The organism is Paraburkholderia phosphatilytica (assembly GCF_003443895.1).
Classification (GTDB): domain Bacteria; phylum Pseudomonadota; class Gammaproteobacteria; order Burkholderiales; family Burkholderiaceae; genus Paraburkholderia; species Paraburkholderia phosphatilytica.
Genome location: NZ_QQOA01000032.1, coordinates 25,801 through 46,322, shown reverse-complemented (window position 1 = coordinate 46,322; position 20,522 = coordinate 25,801). Strand labels below are relative to the sequence as shown.

Genomic DNA, 20,522 nt, shown 5'->3' with positions numbered 1-20,522 from the left:
TCTGCGTTGAGCGCCTTGCAGAAGACGCGCGTTACTTCACCGTCGCGAGCACATCGCGAACCGTGCCGAAGATGCGGTCGATCTGCGCTTCGTCGACGATCAGCGGCGGCGAGAACGCGAGGATGTCGCCGGTGAAGCGCACCAGCAGACCCGCTTCGAAGCACTTCACGAAGGTCTCGTAGGCGCGCGCCGACGGCGCGCCGTCGCGCGATTCCAGTTCGATGCCGGCGACGAGGCCGAGATTGCGGATGTCCTTCACGTGCGGCGCATCGCGCAGCGCGTGCGCCGCGCTTTCGAACTTCGGCGCAAGCGCATGCGCGCGCTCGAAGAGACCTTCGCGCTGATACAGGTCGATCGTTGCGATGGTGGCCGCCGCGGCGAGCGGGTGCGCCGAATACGTGTAGCCATGGAACAGCTCGATCGCGCCCTGCGCGCCGGCGTTCACGATCGCGTCGTGCACCGTGCGGCTCGCGGCGACGGCACCCATCGGCACGGCCGCGTTATTGATCGCCTTCGCGAGCGTGATCAGGTCCGGCGTCACGCCGAAGTATTCGCTCGCCGTCGCCTTGCCGAGACGGCCAAAGCCCGTGATCACCTCGTCGAAGATCAGCAGGATGCCGTGCTTCGTGCAGATCTCGCGCAGCTTCTGCAGATAGCCTTGCGGCGGCACCAGCACGCCCGTCGAGCCCGCGAGCGGCTCGACGATCACGGCGGCGATCGTGGACGGATCGTGCAGCGTGACGATGCGCTCGAGTTCGTCGGCGAGATGCGCGCCCCACGCCGGCTGGCCCTTCGAAAACGCGTTGTGTTCGAGGTTGTGCGTGTGCGGCAGGTGGTCCACGGACGGCAGCAGCGCGCCCGAGAACGTGCGGCGGTTCGGTGCGATCCCGCCGACCGAGATGCCGCCGAAGCCCACGCCATGGTAGCCGCGCTCGCGGCCGATCAGCCGCGTGCGCTGGCCTTCGCCGCGAGCGCGGTGATACGCGAGCGCGATCTTCAGCGCGGTGTCGACCGACTCCGAACCCGAGTTCGTGAAGAACACGCGATCGAGACCCGACGGCATCAGCGCCGCGACTTTCGATGCCGCTTCGAATGCGAGCGGGTGGCCCATCTGGAAGGTCGGTGCGAAGTCCAGCGTCGCAGCCTGCTGCGCGATCGCTGCAACGATCTCGTCGCGGGCGTGACCCGCGTTCACGCACCACAAGCCCGCGCACGCGTCGAGAATCTCGCGGCCGTCGGTCGAGCGGTAGAACATGCCTTTCGCCGATTCGAGCAGGCGCGGCGCGGCCTTGAACTGACGATTGGCGGTGAAGGGCATCCAGAACGACGACAGGTCGTCGATGACGGGGCGCGAAGTCATGGGGTTCTCCTCGGAATGGTGACGCCACTGTAGCGTCGGCAATTTATCCGCGGACATAGACAGTGCACGCACTGCGCTGCTAACTGTGCTGGTGGTTTCGGCTAAACTGTGCTGATTCCAGCCGCAGCCGTGACGGCCTCGCCGTCGTCCTCAACGTGATCGAACTCGACCTGCAACGTGACCGCCGCAACTCGCCGACGCTGGTCGAACAGCTGGTGCAAGGCTTCGCCCGCGCCATCGACGCGCAGTCGCTGCGCGCGGGCGCGCTGCTGCCGTCGGTGCGGCAGCTGGCGCAGACGCAGCGCCTCAGCACCTTCACCGTCACGGAGGCGTACAACCGGCTCGTCTCGATGGGGCTCGTGGTCGCGCGGCGCGGTTCGGGCTACCGGGTCGCGCCGCGCACCCCCAGCGCGCGCAGCGCCGCGCCGCTGTGGCAGCCGCCCAGCCTGACCGCGACGTGGCTGCTGTCCGACGTCTTCGCCGACCACTCGGTGCCGATCAAGGCCGGCTGCGGCTGGCTGCCGAACGAGTGGGTCAACGCGACGGGCATGCAGCACGCGTTGCGCGCGCTGTCCCGCGTCCCCGCCACGCGGCTCGCCGACTACGGACATCCGTATGGTTTCGCGCCGCTGCGCGAGCGGGTCGCCGAGCAGCTCGACCGGCACGGTCTGCCGGTCGAGGTATCGAACGTGTTGCTGACACAGGGCGCGACCCAGGCGCTGGACCTCGTCGTGCGGACGCTGCTGCGCGCCGGCGACGTGGTGATCGTCGAAGATCCGGGCTACTGCAACCTGCTGCAGATCCTGAAGCTCGCGGGGCTCGTCGTGCACGGCGTGCCGCGCACGATCGCGGGCATCGACACGGACGCGCTGGAAACCCTGGTCGCGCGGCATCAGCCCAAAGCGATCTTCGTCAACACGACATTGCAGAACCCGACCGGCGCGACGTTCGGCATGGCTTCGGCGTTCCGCGTGCTGCAGATCGCCGAGCGCGCGCGGATATGGGTGATCGAGGACGACGTGAGCCGCGAGCTCGCGCCGCCGGGCGCGCCGCTCTTCGCGGCGATGGAGGGGCTGCAGCGCGTGCTGTATATCGGTGGCTTTTCGAAGACGGTGAGCCCCGCGCTGCGCTGCGGCTATGTGGTTGCCGAGCGCGACGTGCTGCGCGAACTGGCGCGCACGAAAATGGCGGTGGGGCTGACGTCGTCCGAGGCGATCGAGCGGCTCGTCGACAAGGTGATGGTGGAAGGGCGCTACGCGCGCCACGTGGAAACGGTGAACGAGCAACTGAAGCTCGCGCACGCGAGCGTCGAGACGCGCTGCGACGAACTCGGTCTGGAGATGTTTCACCGGCCGCGAGCCGGCCTGTTCCTGTGGGTGCGGTTGCCGATCGACGCGGAACGCTCAGCGCAGGTGGCGACCGCCGCGCTTGAACGCGGCATCTGGCTCGCGCCCGGTTCCTACTTCCGGCCGGACGATGGGCCGGGCGCCTGGTTCCGCTTCAACGCGCCGTACTCCACCGACGACGCGTTGTGGCGGTTCATCGATGGCATTCGCTGAACGATCGATCGATGCGACGCATGCGGGTGTCCGCCCGCCGCTGCGCCCGCGCGCTCAGGCGGCGCCGCGCCCGATCAGATGCATCGCCGCGGGGTAGAGCGTGGCGACGAGCAGCAACGCCATCACGATATTGAACGTGCGCAGCCAGACCCGCTTCGACAGCAGGCGGCGCATCGCGGTGCCGAACGCGGCCCACAGGCAGATGCACGGCAAGCCCACGAAATAGAACACCGCCGCCATCAGCAGCGCGTTGGCGCCGAAGCTGTTGCTCAGGTGGATCGTCGTCGCGGCGGTGAGCACCATCATCCACGCCTTCGGATTGACCCACTGGAATGCAATCGCTTCGTGAAAGCGCATCGGCCGGCGATTGCCTTCGCGAACCTTCATCTCGCCCGAGGTGCCGATCTTCCATGCGAGATACAGCAGATACGCGACGCTCGCGACTTCGAGCACCGTGTAGAGCACCGGAATACGGTTGAACGCCTCGCCGAGACCGAACCCGACCGACACCATCAGCAGGACGACCCCCGCGCTGATGCCGAGAATATGCGGCAGCGTGCGGCGAAAGCCGAAGTTGACGCCGGACGCGAGCAGCATTGCATTGTTCGGGCCGGGCGTGATCGTGGTGACGAGCGCGAACAGAATACCGGCGGGCAGCGCTGCGAAGAGGGTGTCGAACGACATATGAAACTCCGGCATGGGCGATTTTCAGCAGTTTAGCGGGTCATTGCCGGTACAGTACCGGTACGCTTTGATGGATGAAATCCGGTACAGCGCGCAGGCGCGGGTCGGGTTGCCACGCGGTCGCTCTCGTTTCCAGGATGCTGCAAGGCTGCGCGGCCTTCCGCTTACTGTCTGCGCGGGCGCAAGTATCATAAAGTTTCATCGTTCATGAAACTTTTCAGTTCCTATGAAACCGTCTGAAACTCTGGTTTCGAACCCCTGGCATTTTGTCCGGCCCGCGCTGGCTGAAGCCTACCTGCAGGCGTTCGACCTGAAGCTCTCGTCGGCGCGGGGGCTGTTCGCCCGCCGGCGCATGGGCAAAACGGAATTCCTGCGGCGGGACCTGTTGCCGGCGGCGTATGAGCGGGGCTATCTCGTCGCGTATACGGACCTGTGGGACAGCCGTTTGTCGCCGGATTCGGCGCTGGTGTCGGCGCTTGCGGAGTCGCTGGAACCGCAGGGCATCAAGGCGGTGCTCGCGAAGCTCGGCAAGCCGGTGCGCAAGATCAAGGCGAGCGCGCGTCTGCCCGGCGGCGTGGAAGGGGCACTGGAGGCCGAACTCGCCGCGCCCGACACCGACAGCGGCGTGGCGCTGCGTGAAGTGCTGAGGCAGCTGGACCGGCAGAAGAAGGCGCTGCTGCTCGTCATCGACGAAGCGCAGGTGTTGGCGCGCGCCGACCACGGAGACTTCGCGCACGCGCTGCGGGCGTCGCTCGACATCCGCAAGGACCGCATCAAGGTGATTTTTGCAGGCAGCTCGGAAACCACGTTGCGGGAGATGTTCGCGCGCGCATCGGAGCCGTTCTACAACTGGGCCGCGCTCGAACCGTTTCCGCTGCTGGGCGACGAGTTCGTCGCGTTCACGATCAAGCTGATGAACCGCATGGCGCGCAACGGGTTGACGATCGAACAGGGGCAGCACGCATTCGAAGAACTGCATCGCACGCCTGAGTTTTTCAAGCGGTTCGTCGAGCGCTACATGCTCTACCAGTTCGACGGCGAGGAGGCCGCGCTCGAACACACGAAGGCATCCGTGTTCTCCGACGAAAGTTTCCTCTGGCAATGGAAGGGGATGCATGCGGCCGACCAGGCGGTCATCACGCTGCTCGCACGCGGCGAGACGGACACACACGGTGCCGCGGCCCTGGAGCGGATGAATGCATTGCTCGGCAAGCCGACGACGAAAAATACCGTGGCGCACGCGCTGCGCCGCCTTCAGGCGCACAACGCCGTCACGCGGCTGGCGTTCGGCGAATACCGTATCGAAGACGAAGCGTTCGCAGAGTGGATTCGCCGGCATAGCCTGGCGAAGCGTTGACCGCGCTGGGCCCGGCTAGCCTTCGTCGAGCAGATCGTGCGCGATTTGCCGCGCGCGGTTCTCAGCATCGTTGCGCGACAGCATCTCGCAGCGCAGCGCAGCGCGAGGCGCGCGCGTCGCAGCTCGGCGAGCGCGTCCGCTTCATGCGACGACGATCTCGCGATCTCGCGCTCGAACCGTTGCGCGAGTGCCTGATGGAGCGCGAAGGTTTGCCGCCAGATCGCGGCAGCGCTGTCGCCGTGCGCGCGTTGTCTTCCGCGTCTTTGGAAGGTTATCCGTATGGATACCGACGAGCCCGCGCGCAAAAGGTCCGCACTCATGGGGCCGTCGACGGAGCGCATTCGCTCCGCATGGAAAGTCTAGTGACGGACCTTCGTTGAGGTGTACTACATATGAAATACCCGAAGCGGGAGATCGGAGTGGCGGTGAACCACCGGCGTCTACAGCAGGATCACCTGATCACTGACCTCGGTACAGTTCCGGCCGTTGTGTTTCGCACGGTACAGCGCTTCGTCCGCATCCTTGACGAGCCGTTCGATGGTCGCGTCGCCGCTTGCCTTGCACGCGATACCGATGCTGCACGTGTAGTCGGGCAGCAGGTGGTCGTCATTCCCGGCGATCCTCGCGCGTACCGCTTCGGCCACTTCGACCGCGCGCTCGGGGTTCAGGCCAGGCAGCAGCACCGCGAATTCCTCGCCGCCCCAGCGCGCGAAATGATGGTGCCGCGGCAGCATGCTCGCGGCGCGCTGCGAGAAGTCCACGAGGATGTCGTCGCCTTTCGCATGGCCAAAGGTGTCGTTGATCGCCTTGAAGTGATCGAGATCGATCAGCAGCAGCGACAGCAGGCCGCCCGTGCGCATCATCGTCTCGCGTTCCTCCTGGTGTGCGGTGAGAAACGCGCGGCGATTCAGGAGACCCGTGAGCGGATCGGCGAACGACTGCTGTTCGAGCTGCGTGCGCAAACGGTCCATCCCCACCAGCAGGAAACCGACCGTGACGGTCAGCGACATCAGCGCGCCCGTGGTGAGGTAGAGTACCTGGACGGCGTCGCTCGCGAACAACTCGGCATGCGCGAAGCCTGCACCGAATGTTGTGACGAAGCGCGCGAACGTGACGACGGTCTGCACGAGAAACATCGCGCCAAGGAAGACCGCGCTGCTTTCTCGCCGGCCGTAGCGCAGCATGACGAGGCTCTGGCGCCCGTAGATGAGCGCGAGGACGGCCGTCATGCACAGCGTGCGTCCTCCGACCGACGGATGAACCCATGTCATCCAGCTGAGCGCGGTCACGCCGATCGCAAGCATCAGCACGAGAAAACGCCACGACGGCAGCAGCCCGAAGAAGCGCTGGCTGCCGGTGAGCCACAGTCCGGTGCCGACGATCATGCCGCAGTTCGCCGCGACGATGGACAGCCAGTCGGGCACGCTGCCGCGCAGCGCGAGCAGCAATGCCGATGCCGACACGATGAGCGCGCCGCTCGCCCAGTTTCCGACACCGCGAATGTTGGTCGGAAAGCCGCGCCCGAGCGAAAACATGACGAGCGCCATCAAGCCGGGCATGACGGACGACATCAGGATGACGGTGCGCAGATCGAAGGCGGGCATGCGGTTTCACGCGCGAACCGGCGATGCGAAAGCGGTCGCGATGTCAACGGCGACGCTGGCTTTCCCCGGAATCAAACGCTGGTTTGAATGTCTGTCGGGACTATACAGGAGGAAGGTGAGAAGCAGCGTGACGCGCGGCCGACATAGACCGCTTTCGCAATCTTGCAGCCGCGGTTCCACGCAATCCAACATCAATCTAACCCCGCGCATGCTCCGCGAGGTGCTCCACCATCCGCTGCGCGGCTGGCTGCAGCGTGTCGAGCGCGCGGAAACAGACGACGAAGCGCCGTTCCGCCCACGCGTCGGCGAGCGGCACGATCCGCACGTCGAGCAGCCGCGCGTACGCTTCGCCGACCTCCTGCGGAATCACGCTGATCCCGAGGTTGGCGGCCACCACACGGAACGCCGCGTCGAAATTCGACACCACGGCGCGGTACGAAATGGTGTGGCCGGCGCGCGCCGCCGCCCGCCGCAACAGCCGGTGCACCGCGGTTGAAGGAGGCAGGCCGACGTGTTCGTAGCCGAACGTCTCCGCGAATTCCACCGACGCGCGGCTGGCGAGCGGATGCCCGCGGTGCACCGCGACCGCGAGACGGTCGCGCCGGTAAGGACGATGCTCGAGTCCTTCGAGCCCCACGTTGTCCCAGCAGATGCCGAGCGACACGACGCCGTCTCGCACCATGCGCACGAGTTCGGTCGAGACGGCCTCTTCGACGTTCACGCGGATGTTCTGATGCGCGGGCAGCCGCATGAACGACGCGATGTCGTCAAGCAGCGCCTCGGCGATCGCGGACGCTGACGCACACACGCTGACGCTGCCCTTGAGGCCTCCTCCGAATGCGGCGACGTCGCTCGCGATCCGTTCCATCGTGAACAGCACGCTGCGCGCGTGTTCGAGCAGCGCGCTGCCGCCAGCAGTAGGCTGCACGCCGCGGCGCGAGCGCGTGAAGAGCGGCACGCCCAGATCGCTTTCCAGCTGCGCGATCCGTTTGCTGATGGCGGACGGCTCGATGTGCTCGTCCTGCGCCGCGCGCGCCATGTTGCCGTGTTCGCAGACCGCCACGAAGAGTCGCAGCGTCTTCAGGTCGATGTCGCGCATCGCGTATCCCGTGGGGTGGTGGGTTTCCGGAATGGAAGCATGACGGTTCCAAGATAACGCTTTATGTGTTTCCAGGAAACTCTAAAGTGGAACCATCGCCAGCGGCCCAACGACTGGCGGGCACCCTATGGAGACACGTATGGCGGCATTTCCCCCTCGCGCGGTGGTTCGTGAAGTCGGGCTGCGCGACGGCCTGCAGAGCATCCAGACTATCCTGCCGACGGAGCGCAAGCTCGAATGGATCCGCGACGCGTACGCGGCCGGCCAGCGCGAGATCGAGGTCGGCTCGTTCGTGCCCGCGCGGCTCCTGCCGCAACTCGCGGACACCGCGGACCTCATCGCATTCGCGAAGACCTTGCCGGGCCTTGCCGTTTCCGTGCTCGTGCCGAACTTGAAAGGCGCAGAGCGCGCGATCGAGTCGCAGGCGGATGCGATGCTTGTGCCGCTGTCGGCGAGTCACGCGCACAGCGTCGCGAACCTCCGCAAAACACCTGACGAAGTGATCGCCGAAGTTGCCCGGATGCGCGCCGCGCGCGATGCGGCGGGCTCGAAGATCGTGATCGAAGGCGGTATCGGCACGGCGTTCGGCTGCACGCTTCAGGGCGCGGTCGACGAAGCCGAGGTGCTGCGCTGCATGCAGGCGCTGCTCGATGCCGGCGCGGACCGCGTGAGCCTCGCGGATACGGTCGGTTATGCGAATCCCGCTGCGGTGCGCGCGCTGTTCGAGAAGGCGGTGCGCATTGCCGGCGAACGCCTGTGGTGCGGCCACTTTCACGATACCCGCGGCCTTGCGCTCGCGAATGTCTATGCGGCGCTCGAAACCGGCGTCGCGCGCTTCGACGCGTCGCTGGCCGGCATCGGCGGTTGTCCGCATGCGCCGGGCGCGAGCGGCAATGCCGCGAGCGAGGACCTCGCGTTCATGCTCGCCGGTATGGGCATCGAAACCGGCATCGACATCGACGCGCTGCTGGCGTTGCGCGCGAAGGTCGCGCAATGGCTCGCCGGCGAAACCCTGCACGGCACGCTGTGGCGCGCCGGACTTCCGATTACCTCACGCCGCGATACGTACGTCGCGGCCCATGCCTGAGACTGCCATGACCTCATCCGATCGCCTGCCGCTCGACGGCATCCGCGTCGTCGAATTCACTCACATGGTGATGGGTCCAACCTGCGGGATGATTCTCGCGGACCTCGGCGCCGAAGTGATCAAGATCGAGCCGCCCGGCGGCGACAAGACGCGCCGGCTGCCCGGTCTCGGCATCGGCTTCTTCCGCTCGTTCAACCGCAACAAGAAGAGCGTGGTGCTCGACATCAACACGCCGGATGGTCAGGCGGCCGCCGTCGAACTGGTCGGCCAGTGCGACGTGGTGCTCGAAAACTTCCGGCCGGGCCTGATGAGCAAGCTCGGGCTCGACTACGCGACGCTCTCGCAACGCTATCCGCGTCTGATCTACGTATCGCACAAGGGTTTTCTGCCAGGGCCGTACGAGAAGCGTCTCGCGCTCGACGAAGTCGTGCAGATGATGGGTGGCCTGTCGTACATGACGGGACCGGCCGGGCGCCCATTGCGCGCCGGCACGTCGGTCAACGACATCATGGGCGGCATGTTCGGCGCGATCGGCGTGCTGGCCGCGCTGCGCGAACGCGATGTGACGGGGCGCGGTCAGGAAGTGCAGAGCGCACTGTTCGAGAACTGCGTGTTCCTGAGCGCGCAGCACATGCAGCAGTACGCGATGACACACGAGCCGCCGCCGCCGATGCCGTCACGCGTGTCGGCGTGGAGCGTGTACGACGTGTTCACGCTGGCGGACGGCGAGCAGCTCTTCATCGGCGCCGTCAGCGACCGGCAGTTCGTCACGCTGTGCGACGTGCTGGCGCGCCCCGATCTTGCCGCCGAGCCGAAGTTCGCGGACAACGCGCTGCGCGTCGCAGTCCGTCCCGAACTGCTCGCGTCTCTCGGCGACATCCTGAAAGATCACCGCGTCGACGAACTGGCGCCGAAGCTCGAAGCGGCGGGCATTCCTTACGCACCGATCGTGCGTCCGGACCAGCTGTTCGACGATCCGCACCTGAAGCAGAGCGGCGGCCTCGCGCCGATGCAGACGGACGACGGCGAGACCACCGAAGTCGTGCTGCTGCCGCTGTTGATGGGCGGCCGCCGCCCCGGCGTGCGGCAGGCGCTCGCGAAAGTCGGCGAGCACACGGAGGAGATCCTGTCGCGGCTGAAAGCGCGTCTGTCGGCGTAGGGACTGGCAGCAACACGCGGCGCCCGCGAGCGATAACGCTAACGCCTGCGTTGCCGCCGGAAAAACCGGCAAAACCGGAAATGCCGGCAATAGTTCGGCATCCATATAAAGGAAGGAGACAGCAATGCAACGTACGATCGTGGCGGACGTGTCGTCACTCGCGCCCGCCGCCGCGCGGCCCGAAGCTCGCGTCGCGGCGGCCTTGTCCGCGCGGATGGACCGGCTGCCGCCCACGGCGTATCTATGGACGCTGGTCTTGCTGATCTCGCTCGGCGGCTTCTTCGAGATCTACGACCTGATCTTCACCGGCTACATCGCGCCCGGCCTCGCGAAGAGCGGCATCCTGCAGACGACTTCCGGCGCGCTGTTCGGCATGCAAGGCTTTGCCGGCTTCATCGCGGCGACGTTCGCGGGTCTCTTTGCCGGCACCTTCTTTCTCGGCTGGCTGCCCGACCGCTTCGGGCGGCGGTCGGTGTTCACGTTCTCGCTACTGTGGTATTCGCTCGGCTCCGCGGTCATGGCGTTCCAGCACACGGCCGACGGCCTGATCCTGTGGCGCTTCATCACCGGCATCGGCGTGGGCATCGAAATCGTGACGATCGACAGCTACGTGACCGAGATGGCGCCGCAGCACCTGCGCGGCCGCGCGATGGCGTTCAACCAGATGGTGATGTTCGCGGCCGCGCCCGTCGCGGCGATCCTGTCGTACTGGCTCGTGCCGACCCAGCTGCTTGGGCTCGACGGCTGGCGCTGGGTGATCCTCGCCGGGTCGCTCGGCGCGGTGATCGTGTGGGGCATCCGTCGCGCGGTGCCGGAAAGCCCGCGCTGGCTCGTCGGCCGTGGGCGCGTCGACGAGGCCGAAAGCATCGTCGCGCGGATGGAGCGCATGGCCGAGCGGCAGACCGGCGCCGCGCTGCCGCCGCCGCTTGCAGCGGTCGAGCAGCCCGCGCATCGGCGCGCGTCGCTTTTGGAGCTGTGGCAGCCGCCGTATCGCTCGCGGCTCGTGATGCTGATCGTGTTCAACCTGTGTCAGGCGGTGGGCTACTACGGCTTCGCGAACTGGGTGCCGACGCTGCTGATCGGGCAGGGCATTACCGTGACGAAGAGCCTGCTGTACTCGTTCATCATCGCGATCGCGCTGCCGGCGGGGCCGCTTCTCGCGATGCTCGTCGCGGACCGGATCCAGCGCAAGTGGCTGATCGTCGGCTCGGCGTTCGTCGTGATGGTCTGCGGCTTCGCGTTCGCGCAGATGAAATCTCCGGCACTGCTGATCGCGCTCGGCGTGCTGATCAGCCTTGCCGGGCAGGTCATCTCCGTGTGCTATCACGCGTACCAGGCCGAGCTGTTTCCGACGGCGATCCGTTGCCGCGTGAACGGCATCGTGTACTCCGCGAGCCGCATCGGCGCAATGATGTCGGGCTTCATCATTGCGTCGCTGCTGCGGGATTTCGGTGTGAGCGGCGTATTCGGCGGCATCAGCGCGTGCATGGCGATCGTGGTGCTGTCGATCGGCGGCTTCGGTCCGAGGACGAATGGCCTGAAGCTGGAAGAGCTGAACAAATAGCGGCCGCAAAAAAGCAAGAGGTCCCGCAGGCCCTCTTGCTCATTTCGCTTCATTCAGTGGCGCGAAACCTCACTGCTCGCCGCGCGCCTGCTTCAACTCCAGACGATAGCGATGCAGCAGCGGCTCCGTATAGCCGCTCGGCTGCGCGCGTCCTTCGAACACCAGCGCGCACGCGGCCCGATACGCGAGCGAGCCCGCGAGGTTCGGCGCCATCGGCGTATAGACCGGATCGCCGGCGTTCTGCTGGTCGACCACCGCCGCCATCCGCTCGAACGTCTCGCGAACCTGCGCCTCCGACACCACACCGTGATAAAGCCAGTTCGCGATGTGCTGGCTCGAGATGCGCAAGGTGGCGCGGTCTTCCATCAGACCCACGTTGTTGATGTCCGGCACCTTCGAGCAGCCGACGCCCTGGTCGATCCAGCGCACCACGTAGCCGAGAATGCCCTGCGCGTTGTTCTCGATTTCATGGCGTACTTCGTCGGCGCTCCATTGCGCGTGCTCGACGACGGGAATCGTCAGCAGGCCGTCGAGCAGTTCGTCATGCACGCTGTCGAGCTTCGTGCCTTCCATACCCGCCTGCACGGCCTGCACGTCGACCATGTGGTAATGCAACGCATGCAGCGTCGCCGCGGTCGGCGACGGCACCCACGCGGTGTTCGCGCCGGCTTTCGGATGCGCGATCTTCTGTTCGAGCATCGCGGCCATCAGGTCGGGCATCGCCCACATGCCCTTGCCGATCTGCGCGCGGCCACGCAGCCCGGCCGCGAGACCGACCACCACGTTGTTGCGCTCGTACGCGCCGATCCACGCGCTCGACTTCATGTCGCCCTTGCGGAACATCGCGCCGGCTTCCATCGACGAATGCATCTCGTCGCCCGTGCGGTCCAGAAAGCCCGTGTTGATGAACGCGACGCGCGGCGCCGCTTCGGCGATGCACGCGGTGAGGTTCACGCTGGTGCGGCGCTCCTCGTCCATGATGCCCATCTTGATCGTGTTGCGCGGCAGGCCGAGCAGGTCTTCGACGCGCGCGAACAGCTCGCTCGCGAACGCGACTTCGGCGGGGCCGTGCATCTTCGGCTTGACGATGTAGATCGAGCCCTTGCGCGAGTTGAGACGGTTCTGGCGGTCGCGCAACGAACACAGGGTGGTCACGACGCCATCGAGAATGCCCTCGGGAATCTCGTTGCCGTCGCGATCGAGCACGGCCTGATTCGTCATCAGGTGGCCGACGTTGCGGATGAAGAGCAGCGAGCGGCCATGCAGCTTCACGGCCTTGCCGTCCGCACCCTGATACTCGCGGTCCGCGTTCATGCGGCGCGTGAAGGACTTGCCGTTCTTCGTTACTTCTTCGGCGAGGTCGCCCTGCATCAGGCCGAGCCAGTTGCGATAGAGCTGGACTTTATCCGCGGCATCGACAGCTGCAACCGAATCTTCGCAGTCGATGATCGTGGTGACGGCCGCCTCGACCAGCACGTCCTTCACGTGTGCTTTATCGGTCTTGCCGATCGGCGCGTTCGGGTCGATCTGGATTTCGAGGTGCAGGCCGTTGTGCTTCAGCAGCACCGCGTGCGGCTCGGCCGCATCGCCCTGCCAGCCGATGAACTGCTCGGGGTGCTCGAGCGTCGTCGTGCCGTTGCCGAGCGCGACGACCAGCTTGCCGCCTTCCACCCGATAGCCTGTGGCGTCCTTGTGCGAGCCGTTCGCGAGCGGCGCGGCTTCGTCGAGCAGTTGCCGGGCACGCGCGATCACGCGTTCGCCGCGCACCGGGTTGTACGCGCCGGTCTTGCCCGCGCCGCCGCCTTCGGGAATCGCATCGGTGCCGTACAGCGCGTCGTACAGGCTGCCCCAGCGCGCGTTCGCCGCGTTCAGCGCATAGCGCAGGTTCGACAGCGGCACGACCAGCTGCGGCCCGGCCTGGGTGGAGATTTCGTCGTCGACGTTGTCGGTGGTGGCCGTGACCTTCGAAGGCACCGGCACGATATAGCCGATCTTTTCGAGGAACGCGCGATACGCGCGCAGGTCACGCACCGGGCCGGGATTCGCGCGGTGCCACTGGTCGAGTTCGGTTTGCAGGCGATCGCGTTCCGCGAGCAGCGCGCGATTCTTTGGTGCAAGGTCGTGCACCAGTCTGTCGAAGCCGGCCCAGAACGCGTCAGCTTCGAGGCCGGTGCCCGGCAGCGCTTCGGCCTCGATGAACTGGCTGAGGTCTGCGGCGACCTGCAATTCGCCGCGTCGGGTCATGTGGGGCATGGGGTCCACCTGTCTGGAAAGCGCGGCAAAAATGTTCGGGCTGAGGGCTGTCAGCCCGCCGCGTTGTTATTGAACGGCGTTCACGCCGGCCTTGGCGATCTGTGCGTCCTGATCGGCCTTGACGCCCGAGACACCGACCGCACCCACCACATTGCCGTCGACGATCACCGGAACACCGCCTTCGAGCGTACCGGAGAGCGGTGCGCTGAGGAAGGCCGTGCGGCCATTGTTGATCATTTCTTCATACTGCTTGGTTTCGCGGCGGCCCAGCGCGGCGGTACGCGCCTTTTCGGTCGCAATGTACGCGCCAGCCGGCGCGCAGCCGTCGAGACGTTGCAGCGCGAGCGGATGCCCGCCATCGTCGACGACGACGATCGTTACTGCCCAGCTATGCTTTTCCGCTTCCGTCCGGGCCGCGTCGAGGATACGTGCGACCTCGGCGGCGCCCAGAATGGCTTTCGTTTTCATCGTGTACTTTCCAGGTGAAATGGTTGGAACAGGATGCCCGCCCGCCAGTTGCAGCTTCCGGTGCCCGGATAGCGACACACGGAATGGCAGACGGCTCGCGCGGCGCGCGAGCCGTTCGATTTTACGTCGTGACGCGCGGCGGGCATGCTCAAGTTGGCAATGCCGGGATGCAGCGCGCGCATATGGCCCCGAGCGGGGTTGGTGCGCTGCCCCGGTTGGGTGACGCCTTGTGCGGCAGCCGCTAAAATCCAGCTCACAAGCCGGCGGTTCGTTCGGCAGCCCTTCCAATCGTCCCCATTCGAGACATGAACACCACCCATCGCAAGCCGCTGCCAGCCACGAAGCTGGACTACTTCGACGCCCGCGCCGCCGTCGATGCACTTCAACCCGGCGCCTGGGACCGGCTGCCGTACACCTCCCGCGTGCTGGCGGAAAACCTCGTGCGGCGCTGCGATCCGGCCGCGCTCGACGCGTCGCTTACGCAGCTGATCGAGCGCAGGCGCGATCTGGATTTCCCGTGGTTCCCGGCGCGCGTCGTGTGTCACGACATCCTCGGGCAGACCGCGCTCGTCGATCTCGCGGGCCTGCGCGACGCGATCGCGGACCAGGGCGGCGATCCGGCCAAGGTGAATCCGGTCGTGCCGGTGCAGCTGATCGTCGACCACTCGCTCGCGGTGGAATGCGGCGGCTTCGACCCGGATGCGTTCGCGAAGAACCGCGCGATCGAAGACCGCCGCAACGAAGACCGCTTCCACTTCATCGAGTGGACGAAGCAGGCGTTCCGCAATGTCGACGTGATTCCGCCGGGCAACGGCATCATGCACCAGATCAACCTGGAGCGGATGAGCCCGGTGATCCATGCGATCGATGGCGTCGCGTATCCGGACACGCTCGTCGGCACGGATAGTCATACGCCGCACGTCGATGCGCTCGGCGTGATCGCGGTGGGCGTCGGCGGTCTGGAAGCGGAGAACGTGATGCTCGGGCGCGCGTCGTGGATGCGGCTGCCCGATATCGTCGGGGTGGAGCTGACGGGACGGCGCCAGCCCGGCATTACCGCGACCGACATCGTGCTCGCGCTCACCGAGTTCCTGCGCAAGGAGAAGGTGGTTGGCGCGTATCTGGAGTTTCGCGGCGAGGGCGCGTCGACCCTCACGCTCGGCGACCGCGCAACCATTTCGAACATGGCGCCCGAATACGGTGCGACCGCGGCGATGTTCTTCATCGACGAGCAGACTCTCGAGTATCTGCGCCTGACCGGCCGCAGCGATGAAAACGTGCAGCTCGTCGAGACTTACGCGAAAACCGCTGGCCTGTGGGCCGATTCGCTGCGGAACGCGGAGTACGAGCGCGTGCTGCGCTTCGATCTGTCGACGGTGGTGCGCAACATGGCGGGCCCGTCGAATCCGCACAAGCGCCTGCCCACGTCCGATCTTGCCGAGCGCGGCATCGCCGGCAAGTGGGACGACGTGCCGGGCCAGATGCCCGACGGCGCCGTGATCATTGCCGCGATCACGAGCTGCACGAACACCAGCAATCCGCGCAACGTGATCGCAGCCGGACTGCTCGCGCGCAACGCGAACGCGAAGGGGCTCACGCGCAAGCCGTGGGTGAAGTCGTCGCTCGCGCCGGGATCGAAAGCGGTCGAACTGTACCTGCAGGAAGCGAAGCTGCTGCCCGAACTCGAACAGCTCGGCTTCGGCATCGTCGCGTTCGCATGCACCACGTGCAACGGCATGTCCGGTGCGCTGGCCCCTGCAATTCAGCAGGAAATCATCGACCGTGACCTGTATGCGACGGCGGTGCTGTCCGGCAACCGCAACTTCGATGGCCGCATCCATCCGTATGCGAAGCAGGCGTTCCTTGCGTCGCCGCCGCTCGTCGTCGCGTATGCGATCGCGGGCACGATCCGCTTCGACATCGAACGCGATGTGCTCGGTATCGACAGCAACGGTCAGCCGGTGTACCTGAAGGACCTGTGGCCAAGCGATGAAGAGATCGACGCAATCGTCGCGACCAGCGTGAAGCCCGAGCAGTTCCGCCAGGTCTACGAACCGATGTTCGCGCTGAACGCGGTGAGCGATGACACGATCAGCCCGCTGTACGACTGGCGCGCGCAGAGCACGTATATCCGCCGTCCGCCGTACTGGGAAGGCGCGCTCGCCGGCGAACGCACGCTCAAGGGCATGCTGCCGCTCGCGGTGCTCGGCGACAACATCACGACGGATCACCTGTCGCCTTCGAACGCGATTCTCGCGAACAGCGCGGCCGGCGAATACCTCGCGAAAATGGGCCTGCCCGAAGAGGACTTCAACTCGTACGCGACGCATCGCGGCGACCACCTCACGGCGCAGCGCGCCACGTTCGCGAACCCGACGCTCGTCAACGAGATGGCGATCGTGGAGGGCGCGGTGAAGAAAGGCTCGCTCGCGCGCATCGAACCGGAGGGTAAGGTCACGCGCATGTGGGAAGCGATCGAAACCTACATGGAGCGCAAGCAGCCGCTCATCATCGTCGCGGGCGCGGACTACGGTCAGGGCTCGTCGCGCGACTGGGCCGCGAAGGGCGTGCGGCTCGCGGGCGTCGAGGCGATCGTCGCGGAAGGCTTCGAGCGCATTCACCGCACGAATCTGCTCGGCATGGGCGTGCTGCCGCTCGAATTCAAGGTGGGCACGAACCGCAAGACGCTCGGCATCGACGGCACCGAAACCTTCGACGTGATCGGCGCGCGCACGCCGCGCGCGGACCTCACGCTCGTGATCCATCGCCGCGACGGTTCGACGGTGGAGACGCCGGTGACGTGCCGGCTGGATACCGCCGAGGAAGTGTCGATCTACGAAGCGGGCGGCGTGCTGCAACGCTTCGCGCAGGATTTTCTGGAGTCTTCGCAGGCGGCATGACACGACACAAGCGAAGCGAACGGCGCACAGCCGTCCTTCCGCATCAAAACCACAGGATGCATCCAACATGGCTCACCAACCGCAGATCAAGATTCCCGCGACCTACATGCGCGGCGGCACCAGCAAGGGCGTGTTTTTCCGCGTCGACGACCTGCCGGAAGCCGCGCGCGTACCCGGCCGCGCGCGCGACGCGCTGCTGATGCGCGTGATCGGCAGCCCGGACCCGTACGGCAAGCAGATCGACGGCATGGGCGGCGCGACCTCAAGCACGTCTAAAACCGTGATCATCGCGAAGAGCGCGAAGCCCGATCACGACGTCGACTACCTGTTCGGGCAGGTGTCGATCGACAAGGCGTTCGTCGACTGGAGCGGTAACTGCGGGAATCTCTCCGCGGCGGTGGGTCCGTTCGCGATCAGCGCGGGGCTCGTCGACGCATCGCGCGTGCCGGAGAACGGCATCGCGATCGTGCGGATCTGGCAGGCGAACATCGGCAAGACGATCGTCGCGCACGTGCCGGTCACGAACGGCGCGGTGCAGGAAACCGGCGACTTCGAACTGGACGGCGTGACGTTTCCCGCCGCCGAAGTGCAGCTCGAATTCATGGACCCCGCGGCGGATGAAGACGGCGCGGGCGGCGCGATGTTCCCGACCGGTAACGTGGTCGACGATCTGGAGGTGCCCGGCGTCGGCACGCTGAAGGCGACGATGATCAACGCGGGCATCCCGACCATCTTCGTGGATGCGGAATCGATCGGTTACAAGGGCACCGAACTGCAGGACGCGATCAACGGCGACGACAAGGCGCTCGCGAAGTTCGAAACGATCCGCGCGCACGGCGCGCTGCGCATGGGGCTGATCAAGTCGCTCGACGAGATCGCGACGCGCCAGCACACGCCGAAGGTCGCGTTCGTCGCGCGGCCGGCCGCGTACACCGCATCGAGCGGCAAGCGCGTCGAGGCGGGCGACGCCGACCTGCTGGTGCGCGCGATGTCGATGGGCAAACTGCATCACGCGATGATGGGTACGGCGGCGGTCGCGATCGGCACCGCGGCGGCCATTCCGGGCACGCTCGTCAATCTCGCGGCCGGCGGCGATCGCGGCGCGGTGCGTTTCGGCCATCCGTCCGGCACCTTGCGCGTGGGCGCCGAGGCGAAGCAGGTGGACGGCGAATGGGTCGTCACGAAGGCCGTGATGAGCCGCAGCGCGCGCGTGCTGATGGAAGGCTGGGTGCGGGTGCCGGTCACGTTCTGATGCATCGCAACGGATTAAGGAACGCTTAAGTAGCGCTTAAGCTGTCGCGGGCGACAATCGCGATCTGTTAGGGACAGAGGAGCACGCGATGCGCCTGCTGCTGGTGGAAGACGACGAAATGATCGCTGCGCCTGTGCTCAGGTCGTTGAAGGGCGCGGGCTACGCGATCGACTGGGCGCGCGACGGCCGCGAGGCGGAACTGTCGCTCGCGAACGGCGTGTACGATCTGGTGCTGCTCGATCTCGGCCTGCCGAAGCGGGATGGCATCTCGGTGCTCGACAGCTACCGCAGAAAGCGCGGCGATGCGCCCGTGCTGATCATCACGGCGCGCGACGCGGTCGACGACCGCATCGCCGGCCTCGACGCCGGCGCCGACGATTACCTCGTCAAGCCGTTCGACATCGACGAACTGGCCGCCCGCATCCGCGCGCTGCTGCGGCGCCGGGGCGGTCATGTGAACCCGGTGTACAGCCATGGCGCCCTCACGCTCGACCCCGCCGCCCACGAAGCGCGCAAGGCCGGCGAACTGCTGCCGCTCGTGCCGCGCGAATTCAGCCTGCTGCACGCGCTGATCGAAGAACCGACGCGTGTTTTCACGAAGAGCGAACTCGAAGAGAAGCTGTACGGCTGGGGTCAGGAAGTGGGCAGCAATACGATCGAAGTGCACGTGCATGCGTTGCGCCGCAAGATCGGCGCCGACGAGATCGTGACCATCCGGGGCGTCGGCTATCGTCTCAAGAGGGTTGAATGACGTCGATCCGGCGTTGGCTGCTCACCTGGCTGATCCTGGGGCTGGCCACGTCGGGGCTGATCGCGGCGTTCAGCATCTTCCAGATGTCCCGCGACGAAGCGAACGAACTGTTCGATTACGAGTTGCGCACGGTCGCGCTGTCGCTGCCGGCCAACTTCGGCGACGCGGGCGCGTCGTCCGCGACGCCCGATTTCGGCGGCATTTCCGACGACCGCCTCGTCATCGATATCTGGGACCAGCAAGGCAACCTGTCGTACCAGTCGATCAAAGGTTTGACGCTCAAGCGCTACCCGAAGGGCTATCGCACCATCGAGCGCGACGAGTATTCGTGGCGCGTGTTCGGCGTGCACCAGGGGGACCGCTTCGTGCAGGTCGCGCAGCCGATCTCCGTGCGCGACGATCTTGCGATCCATCTCGCGTCGCGCACGCTGTGGCCGCTGTGGGTGTTCATCCCGGTGACGATCGTGCTCGTGCTGTTCGTGGTGAGCCGCGGGCTCGAGCCGATTCGCGGGTTGTCGCGCGTGCTTTCCGCGCGCACCAGCGATTCGCTCGATCCAGTGCAGGTGGACGGCACGCTGCCGATCGAGATCGAGCCGCTCGTCGACGAGCTCAATGGCCTGCTGCACCGGCTCAGCGTCGCGTCGCAGGCGCAGCGCACGTTCGTCGCGGACGCCGCGCATGAACTGCGTTCGCCGCTCGCCGCGCTGAAATTGCAGCTGCAGGTTGCCGCGCGCGAAGGCACGCTCGTCGCGCAGGATCACACGCTCGAGCATATCGAGCAGCGCCTGAACCGCGTGATTCACCTCGTGCAGCAACTGCTGACGCTCGCGCGCGAAGATGCGCCGGGCTCGCTCGCGGCGGCGCCGGTGAGTTTGCGGCGGCTCGCGGAACAGGCCGTCGGCGATCTGTCGCTGCTCGCGGAGGCGAAGGAGATCGATCTCGGCCTCGAATGCAAGGGCGGCACGCAGCCCGACGACCGCTACGTCGTGATCGCGGAAGGGCGCGCGCTGACCACGCTGCTCAACAACCTGATCGACAACGCGATCCGCTACACGCCGCGTGGCGGCACCGTCGACGTGGTGTTGCTGCGCGAGCCCGCCGGCATCACGCTCGAAGTCAGCGACAGCGGGCCCGGTATCCCCCAAGAGGAACGACGCCGCGTGTTCGACCGCTTTTTCCGCGGCGCGGACGCGCAGGAGCAGGGCAGCGGGCTGGGGCTCGCGATCGCGTCGAAAATCGTCGAACGCCATCACGCGCGGCTCACGCTCGAGAACCACGCGGCACGCCCAGGGCTGGCGGTTCGCGTCGCCGGTTTGCGGCCGGATGGCGCAACGAGTTGAAACACTCCCATCGCATCATTTAAGCGTTTCTTCAGGTGGAGCGGGGCAGCATGGCCGTTCTTCCCCGTGGACGCGCGCGTGCGTG

15 protein-coding genes are annotated in these 20,522 nt (G+C 66.3%); 9 read left to right on the top strand and 6 right to left on the bottom strand.

Going from position 1 to position 20,522, the window contains the following annotated elements; genetic code table 11:
- Positions 1 to 31: 31 nt before the first annotated feature.
- Positions 32 to 1,360 carry an omega-aminotransferase AptA gene (aptA, locus tag DVS29_RS27075; RefSeq protein WP_118183607.1) on the bottom strand — a complete coding sequence of 443 codons (1,329 nt, stop codon included), beginning with the start codon at positions 1,358 to 1,360 and terminating at the stop codon, positions 32 to 34.
- Between the two features lie 155 nt (positions 1,361 to 1,515).
- On the opposite strand from aptA, the gene DVS29_RS27070 reads away from it, so the two are divergent.
- Positions 1,516 to 2,919, top strand: a complete 1,404-nt coding sequence (locus DVS29_RS27070) for an aminotransferase-like domain-containing protein (RefSeq protein WP_118183606.1) — start codon at positions 1,516 to 1,518, stop codon at positions 2,917 to 2,919.
- A 54-nt stretch (positions 2,920 to 2,973) separates the two neighbouring features.
- Here the strand turns inward: DVS29_RS27070 and DVS29_RS27065 are convergent, their stop codons facing one another.
- Positions 2,974 to 3,603 carry a LysE family translocator gene (locus DVS29_RS27065; RefSeq protein ID WP_118183605.1) on the bottom strand — a complete coding sequence of 210 codons (630 nt, stop codon included), beginning with the start codon at positions 3,601 to 3,603 and terminating at the stop codon, positions 2,974 to 2,976.
- Between the two features lie 226 nt (positions 3,604 to 3,829).
- On the opposite strand from DVS29_RS27065, the gene DVS29_RS27060 reads away from it, so the two are divergent.
- Positions 3,830 to 4,960 carry an ATP-binding protein gene (locus DVS29_RS27060; protein WP_118183604.1) on the top strand — a complete coding sequence of 377 codons (1,131 nt, stop codon included), beginning with the start codon at positions 3,830 to 3,832 and terminating at the stop codon, positions 4,958 to 4,960.
- 440 nt (positions 4,961 to 5,400) lie between these two features.
- On the opposite strand, the gene DVS29_RS27055 is transcribed toward DVS29_RS27060, so the two are convergent.
- The gene (locus DVS29_RS27055; RefSeq protein WP_118183603.1) at positions 5,401 to 6,564 is read right to left on the bottom strand and encodes a GGDEF domain-containing protein; all 1,164 of its coding nucleotides are present in this window, start codon (positions 6,562 to 6,564) and stop codon (positions 5,401 to 5,403) included.
- A gap of 196 nt (positions 6,565 to 6,760) precedes the next feature.
- The gene (locus DVS29_RS27050; protein WP_118183602.1) at positions 6,761 to 7,663 is read right to left on the bottom strand and encodes a LysR family transcriptional regulator; all 903 of its coding nucleotides are present in this window, start codon (positions 7,661 to 7,663) and stop codon (positions 6,761 to 6,763) included.
- Positions 7,664 to 7,802: 139 nt separating this feature from the next.
- On the opposite strand from DVS29_RS27050, the gene DVS29_RS27045 reads away from it, so the two are divergent.
- The 3 genes from DVS29_RS27045 to DVS29_RS27035 all read left to right on the top strand — a co-directional run bounded on the left by DVS29_RS27045 (position 7,803) and on the right by DVS29_RS27035 (position 11,473).
- Positions 7,803 to 8,750 (top strand): hydroxymethylglutaryl-CoA lyase, encoded by a 948-nt coding sequence (locus DVS29_RS27045; RefSeq protein WP_118183601.1) that lies wholly within the window; start codon positions 7,803 to 7,805, stop codon positions 8,748 to 8,750.
- Positions 8,751 to 8,757: 7 nt separating this feature from the next.
- A complete protein-coding gene (locus tag DVS29_RS27040) occupies positions 8,758 to 9,909 on the top strand; it encodes a CaiB/BaiF CoA transferase family protein (protein ID WP_118183600.1) in 1,152 nt (383 codons plus the stop codon).
- A gap of 124 nt (positions 9,910 to 10,033) precedes the next feature.
- The gene (locus tag DVS29_RS27035; RefSeq protein WP_118183599.1) at positions 10,034 to 11,473 is read left to right on the top strand and encodes an MFS transporter; all 1,440 of its coding nucleotides are present in this window, start codon (positions 10,034 to 10,036) and stop codon (positions 11,471 to 11,473) included.
- A 69-nt stretch (positions 11,474 to 11,542) separates the two neighbouring features.
- Here DVS29_RS27035 and DVS29_RS27030 read toward each other — a convergent pair whose 3' ends face one another.
- A complete protein-coding gene (locus tag DVS29_RS27030) occupies positions 11,543 to 13,726 on the bottom strand; it encodes a malate synthase G (RefSeq protein ID WP_118183598.1) in 2,184 nt (727 codons plus the stop codon).
- Between the two features lie 66 nt (positions 13,727 to 13,792).
- The gene (locus DVS29_RS27025; RefSeq protein ID WP_118183597.1) at positions 13,793 to 14,194 is read right to left on the bottom strand and encodes a heme-binding protein; all 402 of its coding nucleotides are present in this window, start codon (positions 14,192 to 14,194) and stop codon (positions 13,793 to 13,795) included.
- Positions 14,195 to 14,499: 305 nt separating this feature from the next.
- Between DVS29_RS27025 and acnD the strand changes: the two genes are divergently transcribed.
- The 4 genes from acnD (at position 14,500) to DVS29_RS27005 (ending at position 20,437) form a co-directional block, all read left to right on the top strand.
- Complete coding sequence (acnD, locus tag DVS29_RS27020; protein WP_118183596.1) at positions 14,500 to 17,094, top strand: Fe/S-dependent 2-methylisocitrate dehydratase AcnD; 2,595 nt, start codon at positions 14,500 to 14,502, stop codon at positions 17,092 to 17,094.
- A 67-nt stretch (positions 17,095 to 17,161) separates the two neighbouring features.
- The gene (gene prpF / locus DVS29_RS27015; RefSeq protein ID WP_118183595.1) at positions 17,162 to 18,346 is read left to right on the top strand and encodes a 2-methylaconitate cis-trans isomerase PrpF; all 1,185 of its coding nucleotides are present in this window, start codon (positions 17,162 to 17,164) and stop codon (positions 18,344 to 18,346) included.
- An 88-nt stretch (positions 18,347 to 18,434) separates the two neighbouring features.
- Positions 18,435 to 19,097: a response regulator gene (locus DVS29_RS27010; RefSeq protein WP_118183594.1), complete on the top strand. Its 663-nt coding sequence runs from the start codon at positions 18,435 to 18,437 to the stop codon at positions 19,095 to 19,097.
- Positions 19,094 to 20,437, top strand: a complete 1,344-nt coding sequence (locus tag DVS29_RS27005) for an ATP-binding protein (RefSeq protein WP_118183593.1) — start codon at positions 19,094 to 19,096, stop codon at positions 20,435 to 20,437. The genes DVS29_RS27010 and DVS29_RS27005 overlap by 4 nt, the downstream gene beginning before the upstream one ends.
- Positions 20,438 to 20,522: the final 85 nt, after the last annotated feature.